This window comes from Arthrobacter sp. P1_B9 (assembly GCF_056406495.1).
On the sequence record NZ_JBFUAA010000006.1, the window covers coordinates 223143 to 241250 of the forward strand.

The window sequence follows — 18108 nt, forward strand, 5'->3', positions numbered from 1 at the left end:
GTGGCATTGGGAAGAAGCCTGGGAAAGAACCTGGAGAAAAGCCAGACAAAACAGTCCAACGGTCCGCGGCGGACCACCCCGGTGGTGGCTCCCTACCCGCACCCGTCCGGCGCTGTTCCGCCCGCGATTCCCGCGGAGTTCATCCCGCGGCATGTGGCGATCGTCATGGACGGCAACGGGCGCTGGGCGAACCAGCGCGGCCTGCCCCGGATCGAGGGCCACAAAGCAGGGGAGCCTGCCCTGCTGGACGTCATGGCCGGCGCGATCGAGCTGGGGATCGAATACGTCAGTGTGTACGCCTTCTCCACCGAGAACTGGCGGCGGTCCCCTGAGGAGGTGCGCTTCCTGATGGGCTTCAACAAGGACGTCCTGCGCCGGCAGCGGAACCAGCTCGATGAATGGGGGGTACGGATCCGCTGGTCCGGGCGGCGCCCGAAGCTGTGGGGCTCGGTGATCCGCGAACTCGAAGAGGCCGAGGACTACACCCGAGGCAACAGCACGTGCACCCTGAACATGTGCGTCAACTACGGCGGACGGGCCGAGATCGCCGACGCCGTCTCCGCGATCGCGGAGGAAGTGGCCCAGGGCCGGCTGAAGCCGGGGGCCATCACCGAGCGGACCATCCAGAAGTTCCTCGACGAGCCGGACCTGCCGGACGTGGACCTGTTCCTGCGCAGTTCCGGGGAACAGCGGCTCTCCAACTTCATGCTCTGGCAGTCGGCCTATGCCGAGTTCGTGTTCATGGACACCCTGTGGCCGGACGTGGACCGGCGGACGCTGTGGGACGCCGTCGAGATCTATGCACAGCGGGACCGCCGGTACGGTGGGGCCATCGACGCCGCTCCCGCCGCGGGCGGCCAGGTCAGCTGATCCGCGTCAGTCGTAGACGTACGCCCTGATCCACCGGGACAGCCGGGCATAGGCGTCCGCGCGGACCCGCGGGGCGGAGAGGAAGACGTCATGCAGGGCGCCGTCAATCCGCTCCAGCGTCACGGTGCGGCCCAGGCTGAGCGCGCGGAGGGCGATTGTGTTCACGTCCAGGACCGCGTCCGTGCGGCGCATGGACTCCTTCCAGAACATCCCGTTGGCGCTGGCGCCCGAGATGAGCACCAGGATGGGCACGTCGATGTTCAGGCCACGCGCCACCTTGGACTGCCCGGCGAGCACGGCGCTGAGCCAGCCGGCGCGGACCGGAAAGGCGTGCGGCGGACGGTAGGCATCGTCCAGGGCCCATTCGCCTTCCGCGGCGCTGCTGATGCTGCGCCAGTAGAAGGCCCGCTCGGGCAGCCGGATCACAGACTCCGGCCAGAACCGGGCGAACGGCTCCACCATGGTCCGCGCGGCGCGGCGCAGGGCGGGGCTGCCGTGGACTTCCAGCCATGGGCTGTCCAGGACCAGTTGTGACACCATCCCCGGATGCCTGTCGGCCCACAGCGCCGCGATCAGGCCACCGGTGGAGTGTCCCATCAGCGTCACCTGCGGCGCCGCACCGTCCGGCCTGAGCGAGCCGATGATCCCGAGCGCTGCAGTGATCTCGGCGTCGTAGTTGTCCAGGTCCGCGACGTAGCCGCCGTGGGTGCCCGGACGCAGGCTGCGGCCATGGTTGTGCATGTCGAGGGCGAAAAACTCAAACCCCTGCCCCGCCCAGAATTCCGCGAGCTCCTCATTGAAGAAGTAGTCACTCCAGCCGTGCAGGAACAGCACCGCCCGGGCCGGCAGCGCCGATGGTGCCGGCGGGAGCGGGGTATGGCGGACCAGGGTGGCAGTGCGCAGCACACCGTCAGGGCTGACGGCCTCAAAGGTGCACGCCTGGAAATCATCCCCGAGAATGTCGGTCCGCCACTGCATCGACTTTCCTCCTGTGTTGCTGAGTGCCTGCTCGGACTAGGCCGCGGACGCAGCGGCCCGGCCCGCGGAACGTCCGGAGAAGAGGCATCCGCCCAGGAACGTTCCCTCGAGGGACCGATAGCCGTGGATTCCGCCGCCGCCAAACCCTGCGGCTTCACCGGCCGCGAACAGCCCGGGCACGGGCTGCCCGGCGGCATCCAGGACCCGCGACTGCAGGTCGGTCTGCACCCCGCCAAGGCTCTTGCGCGTCAGGACCGAGAGCCGGACGGCGAGCAGGGGACCGTGCCGCGGATCCAGAAGCCGGTGCGGCGGGGCGACCCTCATGATCTTGTCGGTGGCGAAACGCCGCGCTGCCCGGATCGCCGCCAGCTGCGGATCCTTGCCCATCCCGCTGGCAAACTGCCGGTCCCGGTCGCGGATCAGCTGCTCCAGGGCAGCGGGGTCGATGAGCTGCCCGCCCGTCAGATCGTTCATCTGCCCGGCGAGCCCGGCGGGGTCCGCTGCCTGCAGGAAGTCGACCCCGCGGTCCAGGAACCGCTGCAGCGGTGTATCGCTGCCGGGCTTCAGCCGTGAGACCAGCCGACGGACGTCCTTGCCCGTGAGATCCGGGTTCTGCTCGGATCCTGACAGCGCGAACTCCTTCAGCGCGATGCTGCGGTTCAAGACGAACCATGAATGGGCATGTCCCGTGGCCAGGATGTGGCGCAGGGCGCCGAGCGAATCGAAACCCGGAAACAGGGGAGGCGGGAGCATCCGCCCCGTCGCGTCCAGCCATAGGGCCGACGGTCCGGGCAGGATCCGGATGCCGTGCCGCGGCCAGACCGGGGCATGGTTGTGGATACCCTCCGGGTAATGCCACATCCGGTCCCCGTTGATGAGGTGTCCGCCGGCGCGGCCCACGGCCGGGAGGAAGTCCCCGTCCACGGATGCCGGAACGCCACTCAACATCCGCTCCGGCGCCGCGCCGCCCGGCCATTGCTTGCGGACCACATCGTGGTTGCCGCCGATGCCGCCGCTTGTCACCACCACGGCCGCGGCCGCAGCCTCGAAAGTACCGTCAGGGCGTCGGGAAGAGCTTTCACCCCGGCCTGCGCCACTGGCTTCGAGCAGTTCGCCGCGCACGCCGCTCACCCGGCCCGCAGTTTTCACGAGCCCGGTGGCGCGGTGGCGGAAATGGAAGGACACGCGGCCGGCGGCTTCGCCTTCGCGCAGTTTGGCAAGGAAGGGGGCCACCAGCGCCGGTCCCGTGCCCCACACGACATGGAAGCGCGGGACAGTGTTGCCGTGGCCGTCCGGGCCGTAGCCGCCGCGTTCGGCCCACTGCACCAGGGGAAACAGCCCGACGCCCAGCGAGGCGAGCCAGGCACGCTTCTCACCGGCGGCGAAGTTCACGTACGCCGCCGCCCACTCCTTTGCCAGGGCGTCCTGCGGCCGGTCGAATCCCGCGGACGCATGCCAGTCGGCGAGGGCCAGATCTTCGCTGTCCCGCACCCCTAGCCGCCGCTGTTCCGGAGTGTTGACCATGAAGAGGCCGCCGAAGGACCAGTGCGCCTGGCCTCCGACGGAGGCCTCGGGTTCCTGATCGAGCACCGCCACCCGGCGGCCGGCCGCATAGGCCTGGGCCGCGGCCACGAGCCCTGCCAGGCCGGCGCCGACCACCACAACGTCGGCCTCGATCCCGCGACCCGAAGCCCCACGGCCGCCCGTTCCGACACCCTCATTGCTGGTCATGGCTTCATGCTAACTCGCGTCGGAGCACTTCCGCCGCCGGGCCCGGGGCGCGGGGCGCCGCAGTCACAACGGGCAGTCACAACGGCAGTCACAACCGTGCCGGCGCGCGCGCTGGTTTGGTCTGCGCGGCCCGAACCGGAAAACTAGAGGCATGCGCGTATATCCCACATTTTTCCGGCTGGCCTTCTCATGGATGGACGCCGAACGCGCCCATAAGATCGGGTTCAAGGCCATTCGTCTCGCCCACAGCTGCGGTGCCGGGCGGTTGCTGCAGAAGTTCACCGCCCCCGCGGCGTCGCTGCAGACCCAGGCGTTAGGCCTGACCTTCCCGTCCCCGTTCGGCCTTGCGGCCGGCTTCGACAAGGAAGGTCACGGCATCGAGGCGCTGGCGGAGCTCGGCTTCGGCCATGTGGAGGTCGGCACCATCACCGGCCAGGCCCAGCCCGGGAACCCGGCGCCGCGGCTGTTCCGCCTCGTGGAGGACAGGGCCGTCATCAACCGCATGGGATTCAACAACGACGGCGCCGCGGCGGTGGCCCCGCGCCTGAAGTCCGCCCGCGCCGCCCTGCAGCGCCAGCACCCCGGCGTCCGGCCGGTGATCGGGGTGAACATCGGCAAGAGCAAGGTGGTCGGGCTCGAGGATGCGGTGTCCGATTACCTGATCAGCGCGCGCAGCCTGGCCCCCGCAGCGGATTATCTCGTGGTGAACGTCAGCTCGCCCAACACCCCCGGGCTTCGGCTGCTGCAGGACGTGGAGACCCTGCGTCCGCTGCTGGCCGCAGTGGGGGAGGAGGCGGACAAGGCCGCCGGCCGCCACGTTCCCCTCCTGGTCAAGATCGCGCCCGACCTCAGTGATGAGGACATCGACGACGTCGCGCGCCTGGCGCTTGACCTGAAGCTGGACGGCATCATCGCCACCAACACCACGATCGCCCGCACCGGGCTCGCCTCCAGCCCCGACAACGTCGAGGCGTGCGGAGCAGGAGGTCTTTCCGGGGCGCCCCTGAAGAAACGGTCCCTGGAGGTCCTGGCCCGGCTCAAGTCCGTAACCGGCGGGGCGCTGACCCTGGTCTCGGTGGGCGGCGTCGAAACGGCACAGGATGTGCAGGAACGGCTGGACGCCGGCGCCAACCTCGTCCAGGGCTACACGGCGTTCCTTTACGAGGGGCCTTTCTGGGCCGCCCGCATCAACCGGCTGCTGGCCACCCACCCGAGCCGGCGCTAGAACATACGCTGCGATCGGGCCCGGACCGGTCGCCGCAACCAAGAAGCCCCCGGCAGGTGACTGCCGGGGGCTTCTTGGTTGAAAAATCGTGGAAGGGAAGGTCAGACGGGGAACTCGCCGCGCCGGACCTGGGGCTTGGGCAGGCGCAGGCGGCGGAACTGCAGGGAGCGCATGGAGCCGTACCAGACCGTGCCGCGCTCGACGTCGCCGAACTTTTCGCCGAGCCGTTTCTTGAGCTTGCGGGAGAGGATGAAGACGTCCACGAAGACCGCGAGGAACATGACCCAGAAGGCGCCCAGGACGTAGACCATCTGTGCGCTGGAGGCCGGCACGAGCAAGGAGATGATGACAAACAGCAGGGCGCCGAACATGAGGAACTCGCCAAGGCTGAAGCGGGCATCGACGAAATCGCGGGCGAACCGCTTCTGCGGACCCTTGTCCCGCAGCGGCAGGAACTTCTCGTCACCGGTGTCCATGGCCTGCCGCATCTTGAGCCGCTGCTCCGTGACGGCGGCGCGCTCGGCCGCCTTGGAAGCCTTGCGGTCCTCCGGCACGAGGGGCCGCTTGCGGGCCGCCTCCTGGGCGCTGCGCTTGGGCGTGGGTGCGCCCTTGCCGGTCACGGCGCTACGGGCTGCTGCCTCGGATGCCTGCTGGTCAACTACGTCCTGCGCCGATGGCGCTTCCTTTTTACGTCCAAACACCCCTAAAGAATACCCCGCAGACACAGGCCCGAGACCCAGCCCACACGGCGCAGGCCCGGGCGTGACGCTGTTTGTAGTGATTCAGAGCACGGGTAGTGTTTTGGCCATGACTTCATCTACCGCGGGGAACCCGCAGACCACCATGGACCACGAGGGCACCATCGATGCCGAGGCCCTCCGCCAGGCCGTTGCCGAATCGTTCGACGAGACGATCGGCCACCTGACGGACCTTGTCGCCATTCCGGGCATCGCCTGGCCCAGCTTTGATCCTGCCCCGTTGAACCGCAGCGCCGACGCCGTCGCCAGCCTCGTGCGGGCCAGCGGCTTCGACGACGTCCGGATCCTCCGTTGCGACAAGGAAGACGGGACGCCCGGCGGGCCCGCCGTCGTCGCCCGCCGCCCGGCCGCGGAGGGCAAGCCGACAGTCCTGCTGTACGCCCACCACGACGTCCAGCCCACTGGCGACCTGGCACTGTGGGAAACCGACCCCTTTACCGCCGTCGAGCGCGACGGCAGGCTCTTCGGCCGCGGTGCCGCCGATGACAAGGCCGGCATCCTGGCGCACATCGCCGCCTACTCTGCGGTGACGCGGGTGCTCGGTGACGAACTGGGCCTGGGCGTGACGTTCTTCTTCGAGGGCGAAGAGGAAGCCGGCTCGCCAACGTTCCGACAGTTCCTGGAAACCCACCGCGAACTGCTCCGCGCCGACGTGATCGTCGTGGCGGACTCCAGCAACTGGAAGGTCGGCATTCCGGCCCTCACCACCAGCCTGCGCGGCTTGGTGGACGGCACCATCGAGGTCAAGGTCCTGGACCACGCCGTGCATTCGGGCATGTTCGGCGGCCCCGTGCTCGACGCCCCGACCCTGCTGGCCCGCCTGATCGCGACCCTCCACGACGACGAGGGCAGCGTCGCGATCAAGGGCCTGGTGAGCCGCGATGACGTGGTTGTCGACCTCACCGAGGAGGAGTACCGCGCCGACGCCTCCGTGATCGACGGCGTGAAGCTCGCCGGGACCGGCAGCATTGCCTCACGCATGTGGACCAAGCCCGCCCTGTCCATCATCGGCTTTGACGCCCCGGCCGTGGACGTAGCTTCCAACACCCTGCTGCCGCGGGCCCGGGCCAAGTTCAGCCTGCGCCTGGCCCCGGGTCAGGATCCGGCAGCCGCCATGGAGGCTGTCCGCCAGCACGTCGAAACCCACGCCCCGTTCGGCGCTGAGGTGGTGTTCACCCCGGGGGAGAGCGGCAACTCATTCCTGACGGACACGAGCTCGAAGGCCGCGTCCATGGCCATGTGGGCCCTGGGCGAAGCCTGGGGGGTGCCCGCCGTCGAAATGGGGATCGGCGGATCGATCCCCTTCATCGCGGACCTCACCGAGCTCTACCCGGACGTGCAGATCCTGGTCACCGGCGTCGAGGATCCCGATTCCCGAGCCCACAGCGCCAACGAATCGCTGCATCTGGGCGACTTCCGGAACGCAATTGTCGCCGAGGCCCTGCTGCTCGCGCGCCTGAACAACGAAGGCGCGCTCTAGCCCCCGCGCCCGGCGGGTCCCGGGGAACATCCAGCCGTCTCCCACGGTTACGTCAGAAGTTAGAGCTAGAGGGCTGCGCGAAGTAGCATGTAGCTATAGCCCATACCGTTTAAGTAGGGGCGGGCACCGTGCGAGCGGGGCCGCCACCACCGTTGCAAGAAGGTAGGCCATGAGCACTACAACCAATGAAAACAGCGCCGGCAACTCTGCCGCCGAGGCCGGCGAGCTGGCCACGCACGAGGTCATGCTGACCGACGTCGCGGCTGGAAAGGTCCGCAGCCTGCTGGAGCAGGAAGGCCGCACCGATCTGCGCCTCCGCGTTGCCGTGCAGCCCGGCGGTTGCTCCGGCCTGATTTACCAGCTCTACTTCGACGAGCGGCTGCTCGACGGGGATGCAGTGCGAGACTACGACGGGGTCGAAGTCGTCGTCGACAAGATGAGCGTTCCTTACCTCAGCGGTGCCAGCATCGATTTCGAGGACACCATCGCCAAGCAGGGCTTCACGATCGATAACCCGAATGCCGGCGGGTCCTGCGCCTGCGGAGATTCTTTCCACTAATTCCTTCCACTAAGGCCGGGCATTTTGCCCGGCCTTAGTGCCGCAGGATCCTCAACGAGCGGCGCCTACAAAAAGCTCCCGACGCACGGTGCGGACATGTGGGCGAAAACTCCCGGGGAGCGGTAAGCTCTACACCGAGTAGTAAAACTTTTCGTTTGCCCTGCCCGTAATTTGCGGGGCAACAGCAACAAGTAGGAAGGGCCGTCTGTGAGTTCGCAGAACCGAACCGGCAGCCGACGCAAACAGATCACTACGATCACTGGCTTGGCACTAGCCGGCGCGTTGGCTTTGACTGGATGTTCACCAGAGGTACAGAAGGGCTGGTTGCCCACCGAGCGTGGCACCACCAATCACACTGACCTCATCATGGACCTCTGGGTCAACTCATGGATTGCCGCGCTGGTCGTCGGCATCATCACCTGGGGCCTGATGATCTGGTGCATCGTCGCTTACCGGCGCCGCAAGGGCACCGTGGGCTTCCCGCGCCAGAACAGCTTCAACCTTCCGCTTGAAGTGTTCTACCTGACGATCCCGCTGTTCATGGTCCTGGTGTTCTTCTACTTCACCGACCGCGACCAGCAGTCGATCGATGACCGCTCAACGCCGGCCGACGTCGTCGTCGACGTCCGCGGCAAGCAGTGGGCGTGGGACTTCAACTACTTGAAGGGCAACGTCGTCACCGAGGACGTTCACGAAGCGGGCGTCCAGGCGCACCTGACCGGTAACGACGTGGACAAGAACAAGCTGCCCACCCTGTACCTGCCGGTCAACAAGTCGGTTGACCTCGAGCTCAACGCGCGCGACGTCATCCACTCCTTCTGGGTTCCTGCCTTCCTGCAGAAGCGCGACATGATTCCCGGCAAGACCAACTACATCCGGTTGACGCCCACCAGGGAGGGCACCTACGACGGTAAGTGCGCCGAACTCTGTGGCGAGTACCACTCCGAAATGCTGTTCCGCGTGAAGGTTGTCTCCGAGTCGGAGTTCCAGGCGCACATGAACCAGCTGCGCCAGGACGGGAACACCGGCCTGCTCGGTGAAGAGTACGACCGCAACCCGGCCCCGGCCGAAACCAAGTAAGGGGAGCGACGTGGCAACTTACACTCAATCCGCCGGGATCCTCGAGGCTCCCGTAGTACCGAAGTCCAAGGGACGCATCGTCGTCAACTGGATCACCTCGACCGACCACAAAACGATCGGGTACATGTACCTGATCGCGTCGTTCATCTTCTTCTGCTTCGGCGGCATCATGGCGCTGCTGATCCGTGCCGAGCTCTTCGAGCCCGGCATGCAGATCCTGCAGACCAAAGAGCAGTACAACCAGCTCTTCACCATGCACGGCACCGTCATGCTCCTGATGTTCGCGACGCCGCTGTTCGCCGGCTTCACCAACGTCATCATGCCRCTGCAGATCGGTGCCCCCGACGTCGCCTTCCCGCGACTGAACGCGCTGGCCTTCTGGTTCTTCCTCTTCGGCTCCACGATCGCCGTCTCCGGGTTCATCACCCCGCAGGGTGCCGCGTCGTTCGGCTGGTTCGCGTACGCGCCGCTGTCCAACACGACGTTCAGCCCCGGCGTGGGCGGTGACCTCTGGGTCTTCGGCCTGGCGCTCTCCGGCTTCGGCACCATCCTCGGCGCCGTCAACTTCATCACCACCATCATCTGCATGCGTGCCCCGGGCATGACCATGTGGCGGATGCCGATCTTCACTTGGAACGCCCTCGTGACCTCCATCCTGGTCCTGATGGCCTTCCCGCCGCTGGCCGCCGCGCTGTTTGCCCTCGGCGCCGACCGCCGCTTCGGTGCGCACATCTTCGATCCCGAGAACGGCGGCGCCGTCCTCTGGCAGCACCTGTTCTGGTTCTTCGGCCACCCTGAGGTGTACATCATCGCGCTGCCGTTCTTCGGCATCGTCTCCGAGATCTTCCCGGTCTTCAGCCGCAAGCCGATCTTCGGCTACAAGGGCCTGGTCTACGCGACCATCTCCATCGCCGCCCTGTCCGTGACTGTGTGGGCCCACCACATGTACGTCACCGGCTCGGTCCTGCTGCCGTTCTTCTCCTTCATGACGATGCTCATCGCCGTTCCGACCGGTGTGAAGTTCTTCAACTGGATCGGCACCATGTGGCGCGGTTCCATCACGTTCGAGACTCCCATGCTGTGGAGCATCGGCTTCCTGGCGACGTTCCTCTTCGGCGGCCTCACCGGCATCATCCTGGCCTCGCCGCCGCTGGACTTCCACGTCTCGGACTCCTACTTCGTGGTGGCGCACTTCCACTACGTGGTTTTCGGCACCGTCGTGTTCGCCATGTTCGCCGGGTTCTACTTCTGGTGGCCCAAGTGGACCGGCAAGATGCTCAACGAGCGCCTCGGCAAGATCCACTTCTGGATGCTGTTCCTGGGCTTCCACGGCACCTTCCTGATCCAGCACTGGCTCGGCGTCGAGGGCATGCCCCGCCGTTACGCCGACTACATGCCGCAGGACAACTTCACGTGGATGAACCAGTTCTCCACCATCGCCTCGTTCGTCCTCGGCGCCTCGCTGATTCCGTTCTTCTGGAACGTCTACATCACCTGGCGCAGCAACGAGCGTGTGGAAGTTGACGACCCGTGGGGCTTCGGTGCCTCGCTGGAATGGGCCACGTCCTGCCCGCCGCCGCGCCACAACTTCACCTCCCTGCCCCGCATCCGCTCCGAGCGTCCTGCCCTGGACCTGCACCACCCGGAGCTCTCCCAGTCCTACACCGCGGATTCGCCTGCTCCGGCAGCAGCGGCTCTCGGTAACGCCGACCAGAAGGACACCGCCAAGTGAAAATCGAATCAAGGATCTTTGGCTTCGGCGTCTTCTTCTTCGTGCCCGTTGCATTCATCTACGGATACCTGACCAACTGGACTGAATGGGTGGGCGCACTGGCCATCCTGCTGGTTGGCGGACTCGCCGGCATGATCGGCGCTTACCTCGGCTTCACCGGCCGCCGCGTGGGCATGCGCCCCGAGGACCGCAACGACGCCGAGATCCACGAAGGCGCCGGCGAGCAGGGACACTTCAGCCCCTGGAGCTGGTGGCCGCTGATGCTGGGCCTGTCCTGCGCCGCAGGGTTCCTCGGCCTGGCCGTGGGCTGGTGGATCGTCTTCATCGCCGGCGGGATGGCAGTGGTCGCACTGGTCGGCTGGGTTTACGAGTACAGCCGCGGTGACCACGCGCACTAGCGCCCACCCGGACTAAAAGTTCAGAACGCACGACGGCGGGCCCCACCATTGGTGGGGCCCGCCGTCGTTGTGTCTCGGTTCTTGAGTTCCTGCCGGCCGCGTGCGGCGCGTCCCTGCACGCCCAGCCCGCCTGCGCAGCGTCCCTCCTGGAGGGCGGCACCGCACTGCGGGCCGCCGAATGGGCGCGGGGAGGCCCTCAGGCGGCGGCTGCCGATTCCAAGAGGATCCGGAGTTGCTCCAGCGCACCCTCTGCCTCTGCGGGGCTGCAGGAGGCCGGGAGGGCGTCCGCAGCGACGGCCAGCTCCACCTCACAGCCGCACTCGAAGTCCTCGGTCATGACCTCCAGCAGCGAGCGGGCGTCGACGCCTGGCCTGCCGTCCTTGCTGATGGTCACCGGGAGGCCGGTCGCCGTGACAGCCCGGACAAATACTGCCGCGGGCCGGGCGTGGAGGCCGATGGCGGCCGTGACGATTGCCTTGCGAACTGGCAACGGGACTCCCTCATGCTGGTGTTGTGCTGTACGTGTTGCTGCTGCACGGGCTGGCCACGCGAGCGGTGACCCAGGTGGAGGGCGTCCGGCAGGCAGTCCGTCAGGCCGGGCGGGCGGCATTGCCCCGGCTCCGGCCTGTACCTACAAGGGTAGCGGCGGGGGAGTACCCGGCACGACTTGAGTCGGCGGCGTGGTCTAGACCTGCCGGGTCACGGGCTTACCCTTGAGATATGAGTGTATTTCCCGCGCCGGGCCGCAACCGGAGGCTGAACCATGGCGTCCACTAACGCGTCCAAGATGATTGGCGAGATCGACCGTCAGAGCGGGGTGCCAATCTACGTGCAGTTGCGCGAGATCCTCCGCGCGCACATCGCCGCCGCGTGCCCGCCTGGATCCGCGCTGCCCTCCGAACGGGACCTCGCCCAGCGCTTCGGCCTCGCCCGGATGACCGTGCGCCAAGCCATCGATGCCCTCGTGGGTGAGGAAGTAATTGAACGCGTCGTGGGCCTGGGCACGTTTGTACGCAAACCCAAACTGGATCTCCAGGTAAAGCTGACTTCCTACAGCGAAGAGATGCAGCGCCGCGGCATGGTCCCGGCCGCCAAGGTCCTGAGCTTCGAACAAATTGGCGCCAGCGCGTTCCTGGCCCGTGAGCTGCAGTTGGAGGAGGGGACACCCCTTGTCAGGTTCCGGCGCCTCCTGCTGGCCGACAACGAACCGATGAGCGTGGACGAAAACTTCATCCCGGCCCACCGGGTTCCCGGCCTGCTGGACGGCGAACCGCCCACATCGCTCTACAACGTGCTGAGCGAACGCTACGGGCTGGTGATGGAATGGGGCGAGGACATGATCGAGGCGACGGCTGCGTCGCCGTCCACGGCCCGTCTCCTGAACGTCGAGGTCGGAACCCCGCTGCTCAAGATCCAGCGCCACGCGTTCGTGGCCCGCGCCATGGTGGACTACTCCGTGTCCTACTACCGGGCTGACCGCTACAAGCTCTGGGTGCCCCTGCAGCGGCCTGGCGTCCGGCCCACCCGGAACTACGCCTCAGGGTAYCGCCCCTAACCACAGCAACGCGGGGTCACGTCGCGTCCATCCCGAAGGGGTTGATGGGCGCGASGTGACCCCGCGTTGCCTGTTGTTTCTGCAGCTTCGGGGGGACGCAGGAAGGCCCGGTCCCAAGGGACCGGGCCTTCCTTTGTATTGCTTGGTGCCGCCTAGTGGCTCAGCGACTTCGACTCAGCGGTTTCGATCGCTTCGTGGGCGCCGTGGTGGCCGTGAGCGGCCTCCAGCTCTGCCGGGGTGGCCGGGGCAACCCGGTCCTCGAAGAACCAGCGGGACAGCTTCGCGCGGCGCTTTTCCTTGCGGTCAACGACGCCGTGCTCGTTCGGCACCGCGGGCAGCGGGGCCGGTGACTCGAAGCCGACCAGCTTGTAGCGCTTGTATTCATCCAGCGGGGCGTGGACCTCGATGAACTCGCCGTGCGGCAGGCGCACGATGCGGCCGGTTTCACGGCCGTGCAGGGCAATCTCGCGGTCCTTGCGCTGGAGCGCCAGGGCGACGCGCTTGGTGACGATGAACGCGATGACCGGGCCGATGAAGAACAGTGCGCGCAGCCAGTAAGTGACATCGTTCAGGGCCACGTGGAAGTGGGTGGCGATGAGGTCCGAGCCGGCCGCTGCCCACATCACGCAGTACCAGACGAAACCGGCCATGCCGATTGCCGTACGGGTAGGAGCGTTGCGGGGGCGGTCCAGGACGTGGTGCTCGCGGTTGTCCTTGGTGATCCAGCGTTCAATCCACGGGTAGGCGAACATGACCGTGAAGAGGATGCCCGCCGGGACGAGTGCCGGCAGCAGCACGTTGAACGTGAACGTGTGGCCGAACCAGATCTGCTCGACCTTCCAGTCGCCGATCGTGCCCGGCATGAGGCGGAGGGCACCGTCAACGAAGCCGATGTACCAGTCAGGCTGGGTGCCTGCAGAAACCGGGGAGGGGTCGTACGGGCCGTAGTTCCAGATCGGGTTGATGGTGAAGAACGCCGCCATGATGGCAACGACACCGAACACGATGAAGAAGAAGCCGCCGGCCTTTGCCGCGTAAACCGGTCCCAGGGGGTAGCCGACGACGTTGCCGTCGTTGCGGCCCGGGCCGGGGTACTGCGTGTGCTTGTGCACAACCACCATGAAGAGGTGCATCACGATCATCAGCAGGATGAGCGCGGGAACCAGGAGGATGTGGAGCATGTACAGGCGGCTGATGATCATCGTGCCCGGGAACTCGCCGCCGAAGAGGAAGAACGAGGTGTAGGTGCCGATGACCGGGATGGACTTGATGACGCCGTCGATGATGCGCAGGCCGTTGCCGGAGAGCAGGTCATCGGGGAGCGAGTAGCCGGTGAAGCCTGCGGCCATGGACAGGATGAGCAGAACGCTGCCCACCACCCAGTTCAGTTCGCGGGGCTTCCGGAATGCGCCGGTGAAGAACACGCGGAGCATGTGCACGGAGACAGATGCGACGAACAGCAGGGCAGCCCAGTGGTGTACCTGGCGCATGAACAAGCCGCCGCGGACATCGAAGGAGATGTTCAGGGAGGAGCTGTAGGCCACCGACATTTCAACGTTCTTCAGCGGCGTGTACGAGCCCGCATAATGCGTCTCCGCCATGGACGGATCGAAGAAGAACGTCAGGAACGTGCCCGAGAGCAGCAGGATGACGAAGGAGTACAGCGCCACTTCGCCGAACATGAACGACCAGTGGTCCGGGAAGACCTTCCGGCCGAATTCACGGAGGATTCCGGAGCCGCCAACACGCTGGTCGACGAAGTCGGTGATGCGGCCGCCTGTGGTTTTGGCGACGAAAACAGGGGCATCAGGCGTTGTTGTTGAGGACATGCTGCTCACGCTCCCAGTAGGTCGGTCCAACGGGTTCATGGAAGTCGCTCGTGGCGACGAGGTAGCCCTCAGCGTCGACTGCGATAGGCAGCTGGGGGAGGGGGCGGCTGGCCGGGCCGAAGATAACCTTGCACTGCTGGGTCAGGTCGAAGGTTGACTGGTGGCACGGGCACAGAAGGTGGTGGGTCTGCTGTTCGTACAGGGCAACAGGGCAGCCAACGTGGGTGCAGATCTTGGAGTATGCAACGATTCCGTTGTAGGCCCAATCTGCGCGCTCGGGGGAGGGGTTGAGCAGTGCCGGGTCCAGGCGCATGAGCAGAACGACCGATTTGGCCTTCTCGTTCAGCTTTCCTTCGCTCAGTTCGTTCAGCCCTTCGGGGATGACGTGGAACGCGGAGCCCATGGTGACGTCCGCGGCCTTGATGGGGGTGCCATCCGGGTCGCGGGCCAGCCGCTTGAGCCTGCCGTCCGGGGCCGGGGCCCACAGAGTGTGGGCCAGCTTGTCGTCCGGACGGGGACCGAGGTCACCGAAGATGGCCAGGGCCGGCAGGGGGGCGAGGGCGACGGCGCCGAGCAGGGTGTTGCGGATCAGCGGCCGGCGCTTAATGCCGGTTTCCTCGACGATGTCATCGACGATGCGCACGGCAGCCTGGCGGTCTTCCTCAGTGCGGATCGCGTGGCGCTCTTCCGAGACCTCGTGGTCCGGCATAAGGGCCTTGGCCCAGTGGACGATACCGGTGCCGATGCCCAGCATCGCGAAAGCGGTGCCGATGCCCAGCAGGGCATTCTGGAGGCGGATCGTGGCGATCGCGGAGTCTTGCCCCAGATCGATCGCGAAATACGCCACCAGGAATATCAAGGTGCCAACGACCGAGATGCCGAACAGAAGGGCTACCTGCCGTTCTGCCTTTTTTGCGGCCTTCGGGTCCGTGTCAGCCAGGCGCAAACGGTGCGGGGGAATTCCAGGATCCTGGAACTTCTCCACCTCATTCTGACCAGCCGTAGCTACGGTGCCCGAGTCGTTCGGACCGCCGTCACTATGGTTGCCCATAATTCGCCTCATCCTTCTCTCGTCTCGGCGAGTGCCGAGTTAGGTTTCAATTCAAACTGCTGACGGGTCAGCAGAAAATTCTTACAGGTGCAAGGTCCGCTTATGAAGTGCGGGAAGTCAGCCAAATGGTGAACGCGATGATGACGCCCAGCCCGGCGATCCAGACAAAGAGACCTTCGGAGACCGGTCCCAAAGCACCAAGATCGGCGCCGCCGGGTGAACCGTTGGCCTCAATCTGCTTCAGGTAGGTGATGATGTCGCGCTTCCCCTCGGGGGAGATGTTCGCGTCACTGAAAACCGGCATGTTCTGGGGGCCGGTGACCATTGCTTCGTAGATGTGCTGCCCGGAGACACCCGCGAGGGCAGGGGCAAACTTGCCCCGGGTCAGTGCGCCGCCTGCAGCGGCGGCGTTGTGGCACATGGCGCAGTTGGTGCGGAACAGCTCTCCACCGTTGGCGGCGTCGCCCTTCTCATCGAGCACGCCTGCCTCGGGGATGGCCGGGCCGGGGCCGAGGGAGGCAACATAAGCAGCCAGCTGCTTGGTCTGTTCCTCGTTGAACTGGGCGGGCTTCTTGTAGGCCTGCGGGCCATTCATCTGCATGGGCATGCGGCCGGTGCCGACCTGGAAGTCAACAGCGGCGGCGCCGACGCCCACAAGGGACGGTCCGGCCTGCGAACCGCTGGCACCCATGCCGTGGCAGGTGGCGCAGTTGGCGGCAAAGAGCTTGCCGCCCTCCTTTACGTCGCTTGCGCTATAGGTGGTGGTATCGGCCTTGGCCTGGTTGACGGTGGTGGCAACGGCGTACAGCCCACCCGTGACCAAGAGGCCCATCAGCAGCAGTGCAATTGCTGCCAGTGGGTGACGTCGCTTCTGCGAGAGTGCCTTCACGTGGTGGTTCCTTTATTCGATCCTGCGGTGGCTCCGGGAGCCGCTTCTTGAAATTCTGCCTCTTGTAGAAAAAGAGTCAAGCTGACTACTTGAGGACGTAGATGACCAGGAAGAGGCCAATCCAGACGACGTCCACGAAGTGCCAGTAGTACGAGGTGACGATCGCTGAAGTTGCCTCAAAGTGTCCGAACTTCTTCGCGGCGAAGGAGCGGCCCATGATGAGCAGGAAGGCAATCAGACCGCCGATGACGTGCAGGCCGTGGAAGCCCGTCGTTATGTAGAAGGCCGAACCGTAGGCGTTGGAGGACAGCGAGACATGTTCGGAAACGAGCATGGCGTACTCGGTCGCCTGGCCGGCGACGAAGAAGGCACCCATGAGGAACGTCAGGATGAACCATCCGTTCATCCCCCACTGGGTGAAGCTGAAGCGTCCGCCGGTCCGGCGCGGCTGGAGCCGCTCGGCAGCGAAGACGCCCATCTGGCAAGTAAAGGAACTTGCCACGAGGACGATCGTGTTAACGAGCGCAAACGGGAAGTTGAGCTTGGCTGTCTCTTCGGCCCACATCAGTCCGGAAGTCGAACGGAGTGTGAAGTACATGGCGAAGAGACCGGCGAAGAACATCAACTCACTGGACAGCCACACAACGGTTCCAACAGAAACCATGTTCGGGCGGTTCAGCGTCGGGTGCGCCGGGGTACTGGGGGCATGGGTCGCAGATGTCACATAGACATTATGTCTATAAAAGTCCGTCCTGCCCAACGCAAACCGCGTTTTCGGAGGACTTTTTCTACAAAGACGCGAATTCGCGCGGAAAAGTTCCCGGCGGGGTTCACATTGGTCTTTGCGGGGCCGACCTCGATAGCATCGGGAGGTGACTTCACAGGCATCTGCACAGGCGGCAGGCAACACCTGGCCGCGGCTCATCAACGCACTCATCAGCGGCGCCGACCTCACAGCCGGGAGCACTGAGTGGGCCATGAACTCCATCATGTCCGGTGAGGCGACGCCGGCCCAGGTGGCCGGTTTCCTGGTGGCGCTGCGTGCCAAGGGCGAGACCGTGGATGAGCTGGCCGGCCTGGTGGAGGCGATGATCGCCAACGCCAACCCCATTGACATTGCCGGTGAGAAGCTGGACATCGTGGGCACGGGCGGCGACCAGCAGAACACTGTCAACATCTCCACGATGGCCGCCCTTATCGCCGCGGGAGCGGGTGCCCGGGTGGTCAAGCACGGCAACCGGGCGTCGTCGTCCTCGTCGGGATCCGCCGATGTCCTGGAGGCCCTCGGCGTCCGGCTTGATCTCCCCATTCCCCGCGTGGCACTCAACGCCGAAGAGGCGGGAATCACGTTTTGCTTCGCCCAGGTTTTCCACCCCTCCATGCGGCATGCCGCCGTCGCCCGCCGCGAACTCGGCGTTCCGACGGCGTTCAACTTCCTGGGCCCCATGATCAACCCGGCACATGTCCAGGCGTCGGCGGTGGGCGTCGCCAATGAGCAAATGGCCCCGCTGGTGGCCGGAGTGCTGGCCAAGCGAGGCAGCCGCGGCCTGGTTTTCCGCGGCAATGACGGCCTGGATGAGCTCACCACCACCGGCCCGTCGCGGGTGTGGGAGATCCGCAACGGTGAGGTAACTGAAGCGATGTTTGATCCGCGCGATCTGGGCATCCGGACGGCCACGCTGGAGGAACTGCGCGGCGGGGACGCGGTGGCCAATGCCGCCGTCGTCCGGGCTGTCCTCGGCGGTGCGCCGGGGCCGGCCCGCGATGCGGCGCTGCTCAACGCCGCGGCCGGGCTGGTGGCGTTCGACCTCGACGCCGTGGGTCCGCTGGCGGAGCGCATGGCCGCCGCGTTCAACCGCGCCGAGCAGTCCATTGAATCCGGAGCCGCGGCCGCGGTGCTGGACAGGTGGGTCGCCCTGTCGCAGACCGCCTAAAGATCACATGAGACGGGCCCGGCAGATTTCTGCCGGGCC

17 protein-coding genes are annotated in these 18108 nt (G+C 66.0%); 9 read left to right on the plus strand and 8 right to left on the minus strand.

Annotated features, from left to right (window positions below; all coding sequences use genetic code 11):
- Nucleotides 1–18 precede the first annotated feature (18 nt).
- Nucleotides 19–870 carry an isoprenyl transferase gene (locus AC1D1A_RS11110; protein WP_476849340.1) on the plus strand — a complete coding sequence of 284 codons (852 nt, stop codon included), beginning with the start codon at nucleotides 19–21 and terminating at the stop codon, nucleotides 868–870.
- Nucleotides 871–876: 6 nt separating this feature from the next.
- Here the strand turns inward: AC1D1A_RS11110 and AC1D1A_RS11115 are convergent, their stop codons facing one another.
- Together AC1D1A_RS11115 and AC1D1A_RS11120 are read right to left on the minus strand one after the other, a co-directional pair.
- Nucleotides 877–1848 (minus strand): alpha/beta hydrolase, encoded by a 972-nt coding sequence (locus AC1D1A_RS11115; protein ID WP_476849260.1) that lies wholly within the window; start codon nucleotides 1846–1848, stop codon nucleotides 877–879.
- Nucleotides 1849–1884: 36 nt separating this feature from the next.
- Nucleotides 1885–3579 carry an FAD-binding dehydrogenase gene (locus AC1D1A_RS11120; RefSeq protein WP_476947744.1) on the minus strand — a complete coding sequence of 565 codons (1695 nt, stop codon included), beginning with the start codon at nucleotides 3577–3579 and terminating at the stop codon, nucleotides 1885–1887.
- A 151-nt stretch (nucleotides 3580–3730) separates the two neighbouring features.
- On the opposite strand from AC1D1A_RS11120, the gene AC1D1A_RS11125 reads away from it, so the two are divergent.
- Entirely contained in the window at nucleotides 3731–4804 is a 1074-nt protein-coding gene (locus AC1D1A_RS11125; protein ID WP_476947745.1) for a quinone-dependent dihydroorotate dehydrogenase, read from the plus strand.
- Nucleotides 4805–4905: 101 nt separating this feature from the next.
- Here the strand turns inward: AC1D1A_RS11125 and AC1D1A_RS11130 are convergent, their stop codons facing one another.
- A complete protein-coding gene (locus tag AC1D1A_RS11130) occupies nucleotides 4906–5505 on the minus strand; it encodes a DUF3043 domain-containing protein (protein WP_476947746.1) in 600 nt (199 codons plus the stop codon).
- A 106-nt stretch (nucleotides 5506–5611) separates the two neighbouring features.
- On the opposite strand from AC1D1A_RS11130, the gene AC1D1A_RS11135 reads away from it, so the two are divergent.
- From AC1D1A_RS11135 to AC1D1A_RS11155, 5 genes are all read left to right on the plus strand, one after another.
- Nucleotides 5612–7042, plus strand: coding sequence for a M20/M25/M40 family metallo-hydrolase (locus tag AC1D1A_RS11135; protein WP_476947747.1), 1431 nt, complete (start codon nucleotides 5612–5614; stop codon nucleotides 7040–7042).
- Nucleotides 7043–7211: 169 nt separating this feature from the next.
- On the plus strand, nucleotides 7212–7601 hold the full coding sequence (locus AC1D1A_RS11140) for a HesB/IscA family protein (RefSeq protein ID WP_028276724.1): 390 nt from the start codon (nucleotides 7212–7214) through the stop codon (nucleotides 7599–7601).
- Between the two features lie 207 nt (nucleotides 7602–7808).
- Nucleotides 7809–8681, plus strand: a complete 873-nt coding sequence (ctaC, locus tag AC1D1A_RS11145) for an aa3-type cytochrome oxidase subunit II (protein WP_028276725.1) — start codon at nucleotides 7809–7811, stop codon at nucleotides 8679–8681.
- A 10-nt stretch (nucleotides 8682–8691) separates the two neighbouring features.
- Entirely contained in the window at nucleotides 8692–10413 is a 1722-nt protein-coding gene (ctaD, locus tag AC1D1A_RS11150) for an aa3-type cytochrome oxidase subunit I (protein ID WP_223917347.1), read from the plus strand.
- Nucleotides 10410–10811 carry a cytochrome c oxidase subunit 4 gene (locus AC1D1A_RS11155; protein WP_018773077.1) on the plus strand — a complete coding sequence of 134 codons (402 nt, stop codon included), beginning with the start codon at nucleotides 10410–10412 and terminating at the stop codon, nucleotides 10809–10811. The genes ctaD and AC1D1A_RS11155 overlap by 4 nt, the downstream gene beginning before the upstream one ends.
- Before the next feature lie 196 nt (nucleotides 10812–11007).
- On the opposite strand, the gene AC1D1A_RS11160 is transcribed toward AC1D1A_RS11155, so the two are convergent.
- Nucleotides 11008–11301 carry an HPr family phosphocarrier protein gene (locus AC1D1A_RS11160; RefSeq protein WP_476857041.1) on the minus strand — a complete coding sequence of 98 codons (294 nt, stop codon included), beginning with the start codon at nucleotides 11299–11301 and terminating at the stop codon, nucleotides 11008–11010.
- 273 nt (nucleotides 11302–11574) lie between these two features.
- On the opposite strand from AC1D1A_RS11160, the gene AC1D1A_RS11165 reads away from it, so the two are divergent.
- Nucleotides 11575–12366, plus strand: coding sequence for a GntR family transcriptional regulator (locus AC1D1A_RS11165; protein ID WP_028276728.1), 792 nt, complete (start codon nucleotides 11575–11577; stop codon nucleotides 12364–12366).
- Between the two features lie 152 nt (nucleotides 12367–12518).
- On the opposite strand, the gene qcrB is transcribed toward AC1D1A_RS11165, so the two are convergent.
- The 4 genes from qcrB to ctaE all read right to left on the minus strand — a co-directional run bounded on the left by qcrB (nucleotide 12519) and on the right by ctaE (nucleotide 16859).
- The gene (gene qcrB, locus AC1D1A_RS11170) at nucleotides 12519–14195 is read right to left on the minus strand and encodes a cytochrome bc1 complex cytochrome b subunit (RefSeq protein WP_476947748.1); all 1677 of its coding nucleotides are present in this window, start codon (nucleotides 14193–14195) and stop codon (nucleotides 12519–12521) included.
- Complete coding sequence (qcrA, locus tag AC1D1A_RS11175) at nucleotides 14173–15246, minus strand: cytochrome bc1 complex Rieske iron-sulfur subunit (protein WP_028276730.1); 1074 nt, start codon at nucleotides 15244–15246, stop codon at nucleotides 14173–14175. The genes qcrB and qcrA overlap by 23 nt, the downstream gene beginning before the upstream one ends.
- Before the next feature lie 100 nt (nucleotides 15247–15346).
- Nucleotides 15347–16135 carry a cytochrome bc1 complex diheme cytochrome c subunit gene (qcrC, locus tag AC1D1A_RS11180; protein WP_476849256.1) on the minus strand — a complete coding sequence of 263 codons (789 nt, stop codon included), beginning with the start codon at nucleotides 16133–16135 and terminating at the stop codon, nucleotides 15347–15349.
- 85 nt (nucleotides 16136–16220) lie between these two features.
- The gene (gene ctaE / locus AC1D1A_RS11185) at nucleotides 16221–16859 is read right to left on the minus strand and encodes an aa3-type cytochrome oxidase subunit III (RefSeq protein WP_230009034.1); all 639 of its coding nucleotides are present in this window, start codon (nucleotides 16857–16859) and stop codon (nucleotides 16221–16223) included.
- Nucleotides 16860–17007: 148 nt separating this feature from the next.
- Here ctaE and trpD point away from each other — a divergent pair, with 148 nt between their 5' ends.
- The gene (trpD, locus tag AC1D1A_RS11190) at nucleotides 17008–18069 is read left to right on the plus strand and encodes an anthranilate phosphoribosyltransferase (RefSeq protein ID WP_223917343.1); all 1062 of its coding nucleotides are present in this window, start codon (nucleotides 17008–17010) and stop codon (nucleotides 18067–18069) included.
- The last annotated feature ends 39 nt before the right edge of the window (nucleotides 18070–18108 follow it).